General features: G+C 67.5%; 11 protein-coding genes. 5 read left to right on the top strand and 6 right to left on the bottom strand.

Features of this window, described 5'->3' with window-relative positions; all coding sequences use genetic code 11:
- The first annotated feature begins 157 nt into the window (after window positions 1–157).
- Both D7Y11_RS04885 and D7Y11_RS04880 read left to right on the top strand, forming a co-directional pair.
- Window positions 158–1,336: an efflux RND transporter periplasmic adaptor subunit gene (locus D7Y11_RS04885; protein ID WP_120574987.1), complete on the top strand. Its 1,179-nt coding sequence runs from the start codon at window positions 158–160 to the stop codon at window positions 1,334–1,336.
- A 19-nt stretch (window positions 1,337–1,355) separates the two neighbouring features.
- Window positions 1,356–4,463, top strand: a complete 3,108-nt coding sequence (locus D7Y11_RS04880) for an efflux RND transporter permease subunit (protein ID WP_120574986.1) — start codon at window positions 1,356–1,358, stop codon at window positions 4,461–4,463.
- A 66-nt stretch (window positions 4,464–4,529) separates the two neighbouring features.
- On the opposite strand, the gene D7Y11_RS44925 is transcribed toward D7Y11_RS04880, so the two are convergent.
- From D7Y11_RS44925 to D7Y11_RS04865, 3 genes are read right to left on the bottom strand one after another with little or no spacing between them, the layout of a single operon-like run.
- Window positions 4,530–4,661: a hypothetical protein gene (locus D7Y11_RS44925; RefSeq protein WP_255431020.1), complete on the bottom strand. Its 132-nt coding sequence runs from the start codon at window positions 4,659–4,661 to the stop codon at window positions 4,530–4,532.
- A gap of 5 nt (window positions 4,662–4,666) precedes the next feature.
- Complete coding sequence (locus D7Y11_RS04870; protein WP_126933146.1) at window positions 4,667–5,266, bottom strand: hypothetical protein; 600 nt, start codon at window positions 5,264–5,266, stop codon at window positions 4,667–4,669.
- The gene (locus tag D7Y11_RS04865; protein ID WP_126933145.1) at window positions 5,263–6,222 is read right to left on the bottom strand and encodes a 3-hydroxyacyl-CoA dehydrogenase family protein; all 960 of its coding nucleotides are present in this window, start codon (window positions 6,220–6,222) and stop codon (window positions 5,263–5,265) included. Before D7Y11_RS04865 ends, D7Y11_RS04870 begins: the two co-directional genes overlap by 4 nt.
- Window positions 6,223–6,505: 283 nt before the next feature.
- Here D7Y11_RS04865 and D7Y11_RS04860 point away from each other — a divergent pair, with 283 nt between their 5' ends.
- Window positions 6,506–8,014 carry an aldehyde dehydrogenase family protein gene (locus tag D7Y11_RS04860; RefSeq protein WP_126933144.1) on the top strand — a complete coding sequence of 503 codons (1,509 nt, stop codon included), beginning with the start codon at window positions 6,506–6,508 and terminating at the stop codon, window positions 8,012–8,014.
- Window positions 8,015–8,094: 80 nt separating this feature from the next.
- Complete coding sequence (locus D7Y11_RS04855) at window positions 8,095–9,780, top strand: hypothetical protein (RefSeq protein WP_126933143.1); 1,686 nt, start codon at window positions 8,095–8,097, stop codon at window positions 9,778–9,780.
- Here the strand turns inward: D7Y11_RS04855 and D7Y11_RS04850 are convergent, their stop codons facing one another.
- A complete protein-coding gene (locus D7Y11_RS04850) occupies window positions 9,781–10,635 on the bottom strand; it encodes a class I SAM-dependent methyltransferase (RefSeq protein ID WP_126933142.1) in 855 nt (284 codons plus the stop codon).
- A gap of 75 nt (window positions 10,636–10,710) precedes the next feature.
- On the opposite strand from D7Y11_RS04850, the gene D7Y11_RS04845 reads away from it, so the two are divergent.
- Window positions 10,711–11,142: a helix-turn-helix domain-containing protein gene (locus D7Y11_RS04845; RefSeq protein WP_126933141.1), complete on the top strand. Its 432-nt coding sequence runs from the start codon at window positions 10,711–10,713 to the stop codon at window positions 11,140–11,142.
- A gap of 20 nt (window positions 11,143–11,162) precedes the next feature.
- On the opposite strand, the gene D7Y11_RS04840 is transcribed toward D7Y11_RS04845, so the two are convergent.
- Together D7Y11_RS04840 and D7Y11_RS04835 are read right to left on the bottom strand one after the other, a co-directional pair.
- Window positions 11,163–11,480 (bottom strand): hypothetical protein, encoded by a 318-nt coding sequence (locus tag D7Y11_RS04840; RefSeq protein WP_126933140.1) that lies wholly within the window; start codon window positions 11,478–11,480, stop codon window positions 11,163–11,165.
- Window positions 11,480–13,126, bottom strand: a complete 1,647-nt coding sequence (locus D7Y11_RS04835) for an SH3 domain-containing protein (RefSeq protein ID WP_126933139.1) — start codon at window positions 13,124–13,126, stop codon at window positions 11,480–11,482. The genes D7Y11_RS04840 and D7Y11_RS04835 overlap by 1 nt, the downstream gene beginning before the upstream one ends.
- Window positions 13,127–13,163: the final 37 nt, after the last annotated feature.

Below are 13,163 nucleotides of genomic sequence, written 5' to 3'. Positions count from 1 at the left end.
CCACGTTACGGGTGCGCTCGAAAAAGAGCGCGCGAAACCAACCCAGGGAGTGGTCACAACCTGAACAGATTTTCAAGGGCGCAAACGCGCGGCGGTTCGGCTACAGGGCGGCGCATTCCCTGACACGGCTGCTCCCGTCAGCCCGTGGGTGCCCCAGATGCATGCCTCCGCTCCTGAAGTGCCTCTCTCCTCACCGCCCCGCGCCAGCCGCCTCAAGCGGTGGATCATCGGCGTGGTGCTCCTGCTCGCGGTCTTCGCGGGGCTCGTGGCCGTGAAGGCGGGCCAGATCGTCTCGATGATCAACGCCGGTGAGACCTTCGTGCTGCCGCCTGAGTCCGTCACGTCCACCCAGGCGGAGTCCTTCGGCTGGCAGGGGACCCGGAGCGCCGTGGGCACCGTGATGGCGCTTCGGGGCGTGACCCTGAGCGCGGAGCTGCCGGGCGTCGTCAACGACATCCGCTTCGAGAACGGCGCTTCGGTGAAGAAGGGCCAGGTGCTCGTTCAGCTCGACACCTCCAGCGAGCAGGCCCAGCTGGCCGGCGCCGAGGCCGACGCGGAGCTCTCGCGGCTGAACCGCGAGCGCGCCGAGAAGCTCAACGCCCAGGGCGCCAATACCCAGTCGGACCTGGATGCCGTCCGCGCGCGGTCGCTCCAGTCCTCCGCCACCGTGGCCCACCTGAAGTCCCTCATCGCCAAGAAGACCATCCGCGCCCCCTTCGATGGCCGCATCGGCATCCGCCAGGTGGAGTTGGGCCAGCTCGTCTCCCCGGGCAACCCCATCGCGTCCCTGCAGTCCTCCACCCCCGCGCTCGTGGAGTTCCAGCTGCCCCAGCAGGCGCTGGCCCAGGTGAAGCAGGGGCAGAAGGTGCGCCTGCGCGTCGACGTCTTCCCGGGCGAGTCCTGGGAAGGGGACCTCACCACCATCAACCCCGAAGTGGAGCTGTCCTCCCGCAACGTGCGCATGCGCGCCACCGTGCCCAACGCGGACGGCCGGCTGCTTCCGGGCATGTTCGCCAGCGTGGAGGTGCTCTCCGACGCCAGCGAGCAGGTGGTGGCCATTCCCGCCACCGCCGTGCTCTTCGCCCCCTACGGTGACTCGGTGTTCACCCTCTCCGAGGGCAAGGACGCCGCGGGCAAGGCGGCCCTGCTGGCGCGGCAGCAGTTCGTGCGGCTGGGAGAGCGCCGGGGTGACTACGTCGCGGTGACGTCCGGCCTGAAGCCCGGGCAGACGGTGGTCAGCAGCGGCGTCTTCAAGCTGAAGAACGGCATGGCCGTCGTCGTGAACAACGCGCTGGCGCCGCCCGTCGAGGTCGCTCCCCTGCCGGTGAACCCGTAGGGCCGCGAGAGGCGAACCCATGAACTTCACCGACCTCTTCATCCGGCGTCCGGTCGTGGCGCTGGTCGTCAACCTCATCATCATCATCGCCGGCCTGCAGGCCCTGCGCTCGCTCAACGTGCGGCAGTACCCGCGCAGCGAGAACGCCGACATCACCGTCACCACGGTCTACGTCGGCGCCAACGCGGAGCTCGTCCGTGGCTTCATCACCACGCCACTGGAGCGCGTCATCGCCGCGGCGGATGGCATCGACTACGTCGAGTCCACGAGCTCGCAGAACGTCTCCATCATCCGCGCCCGGCTCAAGCTCAACTACGACGCCAACCGCGCCCTGAGTGAAATCAGCGCCAAGGTCGACCAGGTTCGTGGCGACCTTCCGCCCGAATCCCAGGTCCCCGTGATGGGCATCGAGTCCGCGGACAGCCAGTTCGCCGTCGCGTACCTCAACTTCACCTCTGACTTCCTCGAGCAGAACGAGCTGTCCGACTACTTGGTGCGCGTGGTGCAGCCCCGGTTGTCCTCGGTGGAGGGCGTGCAGCGCGCGGACATCCTCGGGGCGCGCACGTTCGCCATGCGGGTGTGGATGAAGCCGGACCAGATGGCCGCGCTCAACGTCAGCCCCATCCAGGTCCGCCAGGCGCTCGCCACGAACAACTCGCTCGCGGCCGTGGGCCAGACGAAGGGCTCGCTCGTCCAGGTGAACCTCACCGCGAACACGGGCCTGCGCTCCGTGGAGGAGTTCAAGCAGCTCATCGTTCGCAAGGATGGGGGCGCGGTGGTCCGGTTGTCGGACGTCGCGGACGTGGTGCTCGGCGCCGAGGACTACGACACCGACGTGACGCTCAACGGGAAGACGGCCGTGTTCGTCGGCATCTGGGCGCTGCCCAACGCCAACTCGCTGGACGTCATGCAGCGCATCCGCCTGGAGATGGACTCGCTCAAGAAGGACCTGCCCGAGCAGATCCACGGCGGCGTCGCCTTCGACGGCACGGACTACATCCAGAACGCCATCGACGAGGTGGTGAGCACGCTCATCGAGACGCTCATCATCGTCGTCATCGTCATCTTCCTGTTCCTGGGCTCCGTGCGCTCCATCCTGGTGCCGGTGGTGGCCATTCCGGTGTCGCTCATCGGCACGGTGTTCCTGATGCAGGTGTTCGGCTTCACGGTGAACCTGCTCACCCTGCTCGCGGTGGTGTTGTCCGTAGGCCTGGTCGTGGACGACGCCATCGTCGTGGTGGAGAACGTGGAGCGCCATCTGCGTGACGGACTGCGCCCGGTGGACGCCGCCATCAAGAGCGCGCGCGAGCTGGTGGGTCCCATCATCGCGATGACGCTCACGCTCGCCGCGGTGTACGCACCCATCGCCTTCCAGGGTGGCCTCACGGGTTCGCTGTTCCGCGAGTTCGCGCTCACGCTGGCCGGAGCCGTGACCCTGTCGGGCGTGGTGGCGCTGACGCTCTCCCCGATGATGTCCTCCGTGCTCCTGAAAGCGGGCCACGAGGACAAGGGGCTCGCGGGCGTCATCAACCGCGGCTTCGAGCGTCTGCGGGCCGCGTACTCCCGCTCCCTGGACAGCTCGCTGCTCGTCCGCGGGCCCGTCTACGCGGCGTGGATCTTCCTGAGCGTGCTCGCCCTGGTGATGTTCAACCAGTCGGCCCGGGAGCTGGCGCCCGTGGAGGACCAGGACTTCGTCATCGGCATCATGAGCACTCCGTCCAACTCCACCCTGGATCAGCTCAAGCCGTCCGTGACCAAGACGAGCGAGTTGCTGATGGACATGCCGGAGTCCAGCTTCAACTTCCAGATTGTCCAGCCGAGCAACGGCTTCTGGGGCCTGGTGCTGAAGCCGTACAAGGAGCGCCAGCGGACCACGGCGCAGGTGCTGGCGGAGGCGCAGGAGCGGGTGAACACCATCCCGGCGGTCCAGACCTTCACCCTCCAGCCCCCCGCGCTGCCGGGTGGTGGCAACTTCCCGGTGGAGTTCGTCATCGCGTCCACGGCGGAGGCGGAGGAGCTGCTGGGCTTCGCGCAGCAACTCCAGGAGAAGGCGACGCAGAGCGGGATGTTCGCCTTCCCGCCCATCATCGACGTGAAGTTGGATCAGCCCCAGTCGGAGCTCGAGGTCGACCGTGAGAAGGTGGCGCAGCTGGGCCTGAACCTGGGGACCGTGGGCCAGGACCTGGGGACCGCCGTGGGCGGCAACTTCGTCAACCGGTTCAACATCGCCGGCCGCAGCTACAAGGTCATCCCGCAGGTCCTTCGCTCCTCCCGCCTCACCCCGGAGCAGCTCAAGGACATCCACGTCACCGGTCCGGACGGCAAGCTCGTGGCCCTGTCGGCCATCGCGTCCATTCAGGACAAGGTGGCGCCCCGGTCGCTCAACCGCTTCCAGCAGCTCAACGCGGTGAAGCTCAGCGGCGTGGCCATCCGTCCGCTGGATGAGGCGCTCACCTACCTGGAGACGGAGGCCTCGCGCATCCTGCCCGCGGGCTACCGCATGGACTACACGGGCGAGTCCCGGCAGCTCCGCACGGAAGGCGACTCGTTCGCTCCGGCGTTCGGGCTGGCGGTGGTGTTGATCTTCCTGGTGCTCGCGGCCCAGTTCAACAGCTTCCGGGATCCGCTCATCATCCTCGCCGGGTCGGTGCCGCTGGCGCTCTTCGGCGCGCTGATAACCACGTTCCTTCGGATGCCGAACCCGATGATGCCGTACTTCACGGACAGCTTCACCACCACGCTCAACATCTACTCGCAGGTGGGGTTGGTGACGCTGGTGGGACTCATCGCGAAGAACGGCATCCTCATCGTGGACTTCGCCAACCGCCTCCAGGAGGAGGGCAAGTCGAAGCTCGAGGCGGTGAAGGAAGCGGCCTCCGAACGGCTCCGTCCCATCCTGATGACGACGGTGGCCACGGTCGCGGGCCACTTCCCGCTCGTCCTGGTGTCGGGACCGGGCGCGGCGGCGCGCAACAGCATCGGGCTCGTGCTGGTGACGGGCATGGCGCTGGGCACGCTCTTCACCCTCTACTTCGTGCCGGCCATCTACCTGCTCATCGCCAAGACGCGCACCGTGGCCGCCAGCGAAGCACCGGAGCTCCAGCAGGCGCCCGACGCCGCCACGTAGGCGAGGGCTGAAGCAGCGCCGTTGGTTGAGCCGCCTGGAGGCACATGCCCCAGGCGGCTCTTCTTTTTAGCGACGGGACAGCGCGAGCTTCGCGCCGAACGCGATGAGCACGCACCCCGTCACGCGGTCCATCCCGGGAGTGATGGCGAGGATGCCCGCGGCCACGAGGAACGTCAGCAGGGAGGAGGTGACTGTCATTGCCGCTACCTCAAGCCCCTCTCCGGAGTGCGCATGCGGATGGAGAGCGCGCGGCAGCCCGTGGCGGACTCAGCGTCGTCGGGTGGGGCCCACGCTCCGAGCGAGTGGTAGAGCCTGCCCTCTCTCCGCTCCAGGTAGAGGATCATGTTGAGCGGCCAGCCGCTGCCCTGGAACAGATGCCGGTCCATGGGCGTGGGCTCCTGGCTGACGCGCAGGCCACGCTCGTGGGGCGGGCCGATGCGGTGCCAGTCCGGGTGCAGGTGGATGGAGCCGAGCACCTCCAGCCCCTCGGCCTCGGCCTCGGCGGTGATGCGCAGCAACTCGCGGGGCTCACACCAGTAGCCGCGCCGGCCATTGGCGTAGCAGGCGCCGAAGCGGGGGATGATGGCCGCGTCGAACTCCTGGCGCACGGTGTCGTCCGTCTCGCGGATGTTGGTGGCGAAGCCCACGCGCTCCACGTGCATCACGTCGTCCGTGAAGCGCCCCAGCAGCACGGCCCAACTGCGCGGCGGCAGCTCCGGCGTGCACGCCCTGTACTCCCGGACGGCGTCCGCCATGAAGTCCGACAGCGCCGCGGGATCCACGAGCACGACGTCAGCGCTCATTCCCCGGACTCCGGTGTGGGGAGGCGGCCCGCGGCCCGGTCCTCGCTCAGCTGCGTGATAAGGTGGCGGGCCATGCGCTCCTCGAAGGCGGCGGCGCTGTCTGGCGTCCACGGATAGAAGCCCTGGCCCGTCTTCAGACCCAGCTCGCCCTGGTCCACCTTCTGGGCGAGCACCGGCGGCACCGGGCGCCCCGAGCCGCGCAGGACGTTGGTGATGAAGTCCAGGCCCACGAGGTCCAGCCGGTCGAAGATGCCAGAGGCACCCAGGCGCCGCCCGATGCCCTGGGTGAGCACGCGGTCCACCATCTCCGGCGTGGCCACGCCCTCCTGCACGATTCGAAAGGCTTCGCCAATGAGCGCCTGCTGCAGGCGCGGGCCCACCGAGCCCGGCACGTCCCTCGCGAACACCACGGGCGACTTGCCCGACTCTTCAAGGAATCGCCGCACCGTCTCCACCGCGTCGGGTGAGGTCTTCTCGCCAGGGATGACGTCCACCAGCGGCACCAGGTGCGCGGGCAGGTAGTAGTGCGCGGAGAGGACACGCTCCGGGTGCGCGCAGTCGCGGGCAATGGCTGTCACGCTCAGCGCGGTGGTGTTGGTGGCGAGCAGGGTGTCCGGTGACGCGAGCCGGTCCAGCTCCTTGAAGAGTTGCTGTTTGAGCGCCAGGTCCTCGGGGATGGATTCGATGACCAGGTCCTGAACCACGGCGGCCTCGGCGAGCACCGTGGTGCGATGGATGCGCGCGAGCGCGGTGGTGCGTTGCTCCGCGCCGAGCATCCCTGTCTCCACCAGCAGCGCGGCGTCGCGCTCCAGCTTCACGCGCGCTGCCTCGCTGCTCTCCGCCTGCCTGTTGAAGAGCACCACGTGTCTGCCGGCGATGGCGAGCTCGAGTGCGATGCCGCACCCCATGGCTCCGCCGCCAACAACGCCAATCCTCATCAGCCGCTTGTGTCCCATGTGCCGCGAGCGTGGCCGCCCTCCGCACGCGTGGCAATCACTTGAATGGCGGCTGCAATTGTCCAGGACGCATGCGTGACGCGCCGAGCCTTCAGCGGCGTCACGGATTCACAAAGCGCCCGTGCTGCTCGCCTTCAGGGCGCGCACATCCCGTCCGACGGGCCCTTGCCTGCCTCCCCAGACAGACGGGGCGTGCATGACGATATTGCGCTCATGCCGCAGCTTGTCATGTGCCGGCGCTTCAATGGATTCAGCGCGCGTCAACGCGCGAGGAGGAGCACCCATGCTGGATACCGAACGTGTTGGCGAGCCCCTTCGTCGTCTTGAAAGTCGCATCCTGCTGGCCGAGGCCCGGAGGGCCGTGCCGGAAGCCTTCGACTCTCAGGGCCGGCTGCTCTCTCCCGTCGCTGGGAAGTGGGTCCAGCCGCCTGCCTGGTTCAATGCCATCTCGCCCATTGACGGCAGCGTCCTCGCGGAGCTGCCGCTGCTTGGCGCCGCCCAGGTCGCCACGGGGGTCGAGCAGGCAGCGGCGGAGTTCGCGCCCTGGGCGGCCCGTCGGCTCGATGACCGCGCCCGTGTCGTCGCGGAGGCGGTGGTGTTGCTGCATGCGCACCGGGATCTGCTCGTCCGGATTCTCGCGTGGGACATCGGCAAGACGTTGCCCACGGCCTCCAACGACGTGGACCGGTGTCTCGCGGGCATCGCGTGGTACCTGGAGCAGATGGACCGGATGATCGATGGCCGCAAGCCGCTCGGCCTGGTCTCGAACATCGCCTCCTGGAACTATCCCTTCTCCGTCCTGCTGCTCAACGTGCTCGTGCAGTCGCTCGCGGGCAACTCGGTCATCGCGAAGATTCCGACCCAGGGCGGCGGCGTCTCACTCACGCTCGCCTTCGCGTTGCTGCGCCGCGCGGGCCTTCCCGTCTCGCTCGTCGGTGGACGCGGAAGGGACCTCTCCGAGGCGCTCGTCGGCCATCCCCACATCGCGGGCGTCGCCTTTATTGGCGGCCGCGCCAACGGTGGCGAGGTCCACCGCCGCCTGCGTGAAACGGACAAGCGCTACGCGTTGGAGATGGAGGGCGTGAACGCCTACGCCATCACGCACTTCACGGATTGGGACGGGCTCGGCGAACAGATTCGCGCGGGCTTCGACTTCGGCAAGCAACGCTGCACCGCCTACACCCGCTGGGTCGTCGAGAAGTCACTCGTACCGAAGTTCGTCCGGACGTATGTCGATACCGTCTCCGCGTTGCGTGTCGGCAATCCGGTCCTGGGGGCGCACGTGGACTTCGGGCCGCTCATCTCCCCCAGCAAGGCCAAGGAGCTCCGCGCCCTCATCGCCGAGGCGGTGAAGCAGGGCACTCAGGTGCTGCATCAGGGGATGCTAGCGGAGGACGCCTTCACCGCTCGGCAGGAGCGCGGTGCATACCTGCCGCCCGTGCTGCTGTTCGGCATCCCGCGTGACAGTGAGCTCTACCTGCGCGAACCCTTCGGCCCCGTCGACATCCTGGTGTCGGTGGACTCCGAAGAGGAGCTGCTGCGGGAGGCCAACGTCTCCAACGGCGCGCTCGTGGCCTCGGTGGCGACGGACGACCCGGAGCTCGCCCGGCGCATCGCCAAGCGGCTCCATGCCTTCAAGGTGGGCATCAACGCGCTGCGTTCGCGTGGCGACCGTGAGGAGTCCTTCGGAGGCAGGGGCGGCTCATGGGCAGGCGCCTTCGTCGGTGGCACCCACCTGGTGCGCGCCTTCACGGACGGCCCGCATCCCATGGAAGGCAACTGGCCCGATTGAAGCGTTCACCCGCGCGTCAGTTCCAGGGGGACACGCGGCGTGGCAGCATGGTGCGACCTTGAGTCAAACGGGAGCGCACGATGCAGGCATTGAGGAACGCGGGCACGGTGTTGCTTGTGCTCGCACTGGGCGGTGGGGCTTTCGCGGAGGAGGACGGAATCTGGTCGCCCAATGACCAGTTCCACGAGCCGAATGGGGATTGCGAGCTCGTGGCCGTCCTCCCCTCGCCCAAGGGCGCCTGGGGCGTGGTGGGGCACACCTGCAATCGATTGAACGGCGAGCCCGTGGGCAGCGTCGTGGTCATCGACGCCCAGGGCAAGCGCGCCACGTCGCCGGCTTCCGTGGCGCTCGAAGCCGCGTCCGACCGGGACCGCATGAAGGAGCTGGTGCAACTGCTCGCCGTGCCTTCCGGGGGCTACATCGCGACGTATCGCTCCCGCGACGAGAAGGCTCCCAGAGGCGAGAGTGGGCCCGCGCCCGTGGCCCATGAGCTCGTCCGCCACACGGCGGCGGGGGCGAGGGCCGACGCCTTCAACAGCAAGGTGCGCGAGGCGCTGCTCGACAAGGTGGGCGCCTCGTCGTTCATCATCACCGCGGAGGTGGATGCGAAGTCGCGGCTCATCGTCGCGGCGTCAACGCCAGACGAGACCTACCTGAAGCAGGTGCCGCTGTGGCTGCTGCGCTTCACCCCCGAGGGCACCCTCGAACGCGCCGAGCGCTTCGACTCGGTCCTGAAGGAGCTCAAGCTGGGCTGGTATGTGTTGAAGCAGGTCCGTGCCCGGGCCGACGGAGGCCTCTTCCTGAGCGGCCGGTTCCAACCCGAGGGGATCCGGTCCGAGGTTCCCGTGCTCGCCCTCGACGCGCAGTGGAGGCCTGAACCGCGCTTCAACACGCCTCTCATCTCCTGGGCGATGAAGGGGGAGGGCGGCATCGAGTTGAGCCTCATCGCCCCCCGTCCAGACGGCTCGGTCGTCGGGGTGGGAAACGTCGTCCAGGGAGAGACGCGCGCGGACGTCATGCGTCTGACGTCCGACGGGCGGCTCGACCCCACCTACAAGACCTTCCGGCAGGAGGGGGAATACCCCCAGGGCCGCTTCATGCGCGTGCCGCAGATGGGGCTCGGACCGAGTGGGAGCCTCGTGCTCGCCCAGAACAACATCCCCGCCGTGGATCCGCCGGAGGGCCCCTGGCGTGCTCCGGGCCTGGTGCGCTTGAAGGCGGACGGCTCGGTGGATGCGCGGTTCCAGAAGGGGCTCGGCGCGGGACTGCGCTACCGGAAGGCGGCGGCGGAAGTGAAGCGGAGTCCCGATGCCGCGGGCTTCCTCCGGATGGTGGCGGCGATGCCGGACGGGTCCGTGGTGGTGGATGGGCTCTTCGACGAGTTCGCGGGCCAGCCGGTGACACCGCCCATCCGGCTCGCGGCCGATGGCACCCGGGTGGCGGGCTTCCAGGCGCGATTCGAAACGGTCCTTCCGCCGAAGAAGGAGGTCCCCAACGCGACGACGAGTGCGTTCTTCCAGGCGGACGGCAAGACTCACTACGTCGAGTGCGCCCGGCCGGGAGAGATGACGGAGACGTTCCTCTACTGGACGAGTGGCGACATCTGGGGACACACCCCCTCGTGCGGGGTCCACCTCGGCGGGAGCATGGCCACACCCGCGGGGGCGTGGCAGCACTGCGATGCGCGGGTCCGCAGGGCCCAGGCCCAGGGGGCCACCTGCAAGGAGACGAAGGAAGCGCCGATGGGCCTCCGCCGCCGTCCGTGATCAGGGGCTCGCTGACGCCCTGGCCCCCACCTTCCAGCACGCAGCGGTGTAGCGGACCTCTGCCCCGTGCACGAAGGGCTCGAACGCGGCGCGGACCGTTTCGATGACCTGGGTGCGAGTCCGGTCGTCCGCCTCCTGGAGGACCCTGCTGAGGAGACCGAACCGGGTCAGGTAATTGACCAGCTCCTTCTCGGGCAGGGTGCAGGTGACATCGATGGGCCGGATGTCGATTCCGGCCCAGCCGCTCTCCTCCAGGATGCGGTGGACCCGGTTCGAATCCGCGAAGGCGAACTGCCCTGGCGCGTCCGGCCGGCGGGCAGGGAGGTTCGGCACGAGCGGCGCCGCGGCGCGCTCGGCTGTCGTCATGAACGGATTCTCCGAAGGACTCCGCCACGCGATGGCCAGGAGTGCGGCGTCATTCCTCGCGGCATGCCGCAGGTTCGCGAAGGCCCGGACGGGGTCCTCGAAGAACATGACGCCGAAGCGCGAGATGATCATGTCGAAGCTGGCGGGCTCGAAGGCGTGCAGCTGCGCGTTGGCTTGGATGAAGCTGGCCGGAGTGCCTTCCTGTTCGGCGCGGGCCCGGGCGGCGGCCAGCATCGGCTCCGAGATGTCGATGCCGGTGCAGTGGCCTTTCGGGCCCAGCCGCCGCGAGACGGCGAGTGTCGTGCTGCCCGTACCGCAACCGACGTCGAGCACCTGGCGCGCGGAGCTTGTGACGACTGCTTCGGCGAGCAGGTCTTCAATCGGCTTGAACATTCCATCAAGTACCGCCTGCGCTTCGACCCAGGCGCGTCCGGCGGTGCCATTCCAAAGCTTCGTCTGCTCATCCTCGGGTTGGCGCGTGTCATCCATGGGGAGATCCTCCTGCTTGCCTTCAAGAACCAGAAGCCGCAGGGTGCCACTTCAAGTCGACTTGAGGTCAAGAGGATGACTGAATTGAACATCACGGAGGTGGCGAAGCGCTCCGGCGTTCCGGCCTCGACACTGCGCTTCTATGAGGAGCGGGGGCTGATCGCCTCCATCGGCAGGCGGGGGCTGCGCCGCCTGTTCGGGCCCGAGGTGCTGGAGCGGCTGGCGCTGATCGCGATGGGGCGCGCCGCGGGCTTCACACTCGATGAGATCGCGCTGATGTTCGCGCCGGACGGCCGGCCGCGAATCGACCGGAGGATGCTCGCGACCCAGGCGGAGAAGCTGGACAAGACGATCCGCGAGCTGAGCGCGATGCGCGACAGCCTGCGACACGCCGCGGCCTGCCCCGCGCCGAATCACATGGAGTGCCCCACCTTCCGCCGCCTCCTGCGAGGCGCAGCGTCAGGCGCGATGGGCGCGCGAAGGAAGAGGACACCGCGACGGCCGTAGCGTCAGGACGGACTCAGCCATCAACCAATTGAGATTCTGGAGACCTCGGTGAGGTCCAGCCTGCTGAACTCCTCCAGAATTAAATCGATATGTTCAAGAATCGCATCATTCTTCGGACTCCCTGCCAACGCGTCCCGAAGCTGCCGGAACTCATCCAGCAGGGTAGGTAGATCGCTCACGTCCACAACAGGGCCATCTTCGAACAGTGGCACCCATTTGAGGCCAAGCTTCTCCGCCGCGGAAAGCCACACACCATGGTACTCCCCCTGGGTGGCTACCGAGATGTAGAGGGGAGCCCGGTCTGTCGATTTGAATTTGATGAGGATGGCGACGGACATCAGTGGAGCTCTTGGTGATGGCCGACGATGGCCCAGTCAGGGAGGGGCGGCAACCGGAAGTCAATGCCCCAGCGCACTTCGAACGTCCAGCCAGGATGCGCTGACCGGAGCTTTTTCAGCGCAGCCTCCACACCAGCACGCAATCCTGGCGTGTCCGCGTCGATGCGGAATTGCAAGCGCCGGAAGCCTTGGATCTCCGCGAGGGTGGGGACTGTGGCAGAGCCCGTCTGGGTTGGCCGTGTGCCGGTCGCAGTTTGTGTGAGCGCCTGAATGCGACCGACGGTGGTTTCGTAGATCATCTCGTTGGCCCAGTCCGCCGGATCTCGCGGTGGGGTTGATCGATGAAGCCTTCGAGCCGACTTGTATTCGATGAGCAACCTCTGTTGCATGTCGATTCCGTCGAGTTCTCCCAGTCTCATGTCGCGCCCCTTGCGCGTTCGCTGAACGAGGTCCACTCCCCGAAAATAGCGGGCGTCGACTATTTTTTGAGTCAACTGACCTATGACCTCTCGCGGACGCCCCGCACGCCGCTCTCGAAAGGTATCAAGGCGCTTGTTGAGCCAGTTTGCCAACCGGGCTTCTCCCAGCTTGCGCGCGAGGGCTGTCCCGCGCAGCGCGCGTACCATCCAGGACACCCCGCGAGACATCGCCAGCATGATCACGCCTTCCATGATGGCGCCGACCAGGGTCGCGACGGCCTCTGCGAATTCGCGCGCGGCGCGATCAATGGCGGCCGCGCTCCCCCGCGCCTCCCACACCGTGCCGATGAACTTGTGGAATGCCTTGGCGACCTTCCAGAGGGACTCCACCAGCCAGTTCAGCAACATGGCCAGTCCCAGCCACTCCAGGACGATGAGGCCGATCTCGAATCCGACGGCTGCTCCTGGTGCGGCGCCGACTCCGCCGGCCAGCGCTCCGATTCCCGCTCCGATCGCGGTTGAAACCGCGAGCACCGCGATCCCGCCCAGCACCATCTCGGCCAACGCCATGACGATGTCTTGAAGGATCTTCTCCGTGTGCCGCGTGACGGACTCGCTGAGATACCGCGTGGAGAGGGCGACCGCGCGATGGAAGTCATCCCAGAGTTGGGTGACGCGCGCGACAGTGGATCCCAACGTCGTGGCGAGATTGAAGGATCGGGAGCCGGAGTTGACGACATCCGATAGGGATTGGGCGAAGTGACGCCCCGGAACCCAGATCAACGTGTCGCTGCGAAAGTGCACTTCACGCCACCCCGTCGTTCCCGACGGCACCGCCAGGCGGTTCGTGTGTGCGAGGACATTGACGAAGAAGCGCAGGTCCTGACCCCACTGGGAGGCCAGATCGCCGTAATAGGCTTCCGCGATGGCAATGGCGGTTCCGGGCACGCCTGCTTCAACCCGATGCAGTCGCGCGCTGGGCTCGGGCAAGTGGGTCCAGATGTACTCGGAGGCAACGAATCCCGTTTGCCCATGACGGGTGGATACCTCTGCCCAGCCATCCTTCCATCGTCGGATGACCTGGACGGTCGTGTTGAAGGGCAGGGTCTGGACGATGTTTGACTCGGTGGTGCTCCGTGTCGCGCGAAGTCGTACCTCGGAAGCCCCATCCCACTGGATGATTCCCACACGGCCTACGGCTTCGCCGTCGTCGCGTACACCCCCCATGGCGATGTCTCCTGTCTAGGGACCTCCCCAATGATAT

Origin of the sequence: Corallococcus sp. AB018, assembly GCF_003986945.1 — a bacterium.
Taxonomy (GTDB): domain Bacteria; phylum Myxococcota; class Myxococcia; order Myxococcales; family Myxococcaceae; genus Corallococcus; species Corallococcus exiguus.
Note: the sequence above shows the minus strand (reverse complement) of the source record. Positions and strands in the feature narration are given on the sequence as shown.

Coding starts and splice junctions, on each gene's coding strand:
- D7Y11_RS04870 (WP_126933146.1), bottom strand. CDS start 5,266: ATGAGCGCTGACGTCGTGCTCGTGGATCCCGCGGCGCTGTCGGACTTC.
- D7Y11_RS04885 (WP_120574987.1), top strand. CDS start 158: ATGCATGCCTCCGCTCCTGAAGTGCCTCTCTCCTCACCGCCCCGCGCC.
- D7Y11_RS04845 (WP_126933141.1), top strand. CDS start 10,711: ATGACTGAATTGAACATCACGGAGGTGGCGAAGCGCTCCGGCGTTCCG.
- D7Y11_RS04835 (WP_126933139.1), bottom strand. CDS start 13,126: ATGGGGGGTGTACGCGACGACGGCGAAGCCGTAGGCCGTGTGGGAATC.
- D7Y11_RS04840 (WP_126933140.1), bottom strand. CDS start 11,480: ATGTCCGTCGCCATCCTCATCAAATTCAAATCGACAGACCGGGCTCCC.
- D7Y11_RS04850 (WP_126933142.1), bottom strand. CDS start 10,635: ATGGATGACACGCGCCAACCCGAGGATGAGCAGACGAAGCTTTGGAAT.
- D7Y11_RS04880 (WP_120574986.1), top strand. CDS start 1,356: ATGAACTTCACCGACCTCTTCATCCGGCGTCCGGTCGTGGCGCTGGTC.
- D7Y11_RS04855 (WP_126933143.1), top strand. CDS start 8,095: ATGCAGGCATTGAGGAACGCGGGCACGGTGTTGCTTGTGCTCGCACTG.
- D7Y11_RS04860 (WP_126933144.1), top strand. CDS start 6,506: ATGCTGGATACCGAACGTGTTGGCGAGCCCCTTCGTCGTCTTGAAAGT.
- D7Y11_RS04865 (WP_126933145.1), bottom strand. CDS start 6,222: ATGGGACACAAGCGGCTGATGAGGATTGGCGTTGTTGGCGGCGGAGCC.
- D7Y11_RS44925 (WP_255431020.1), bottom strand. CDS start 4,661: ATGACAGTCACCTCCTCCCTGCTGACGTTCCTCGTGGCCGCGGGCATC.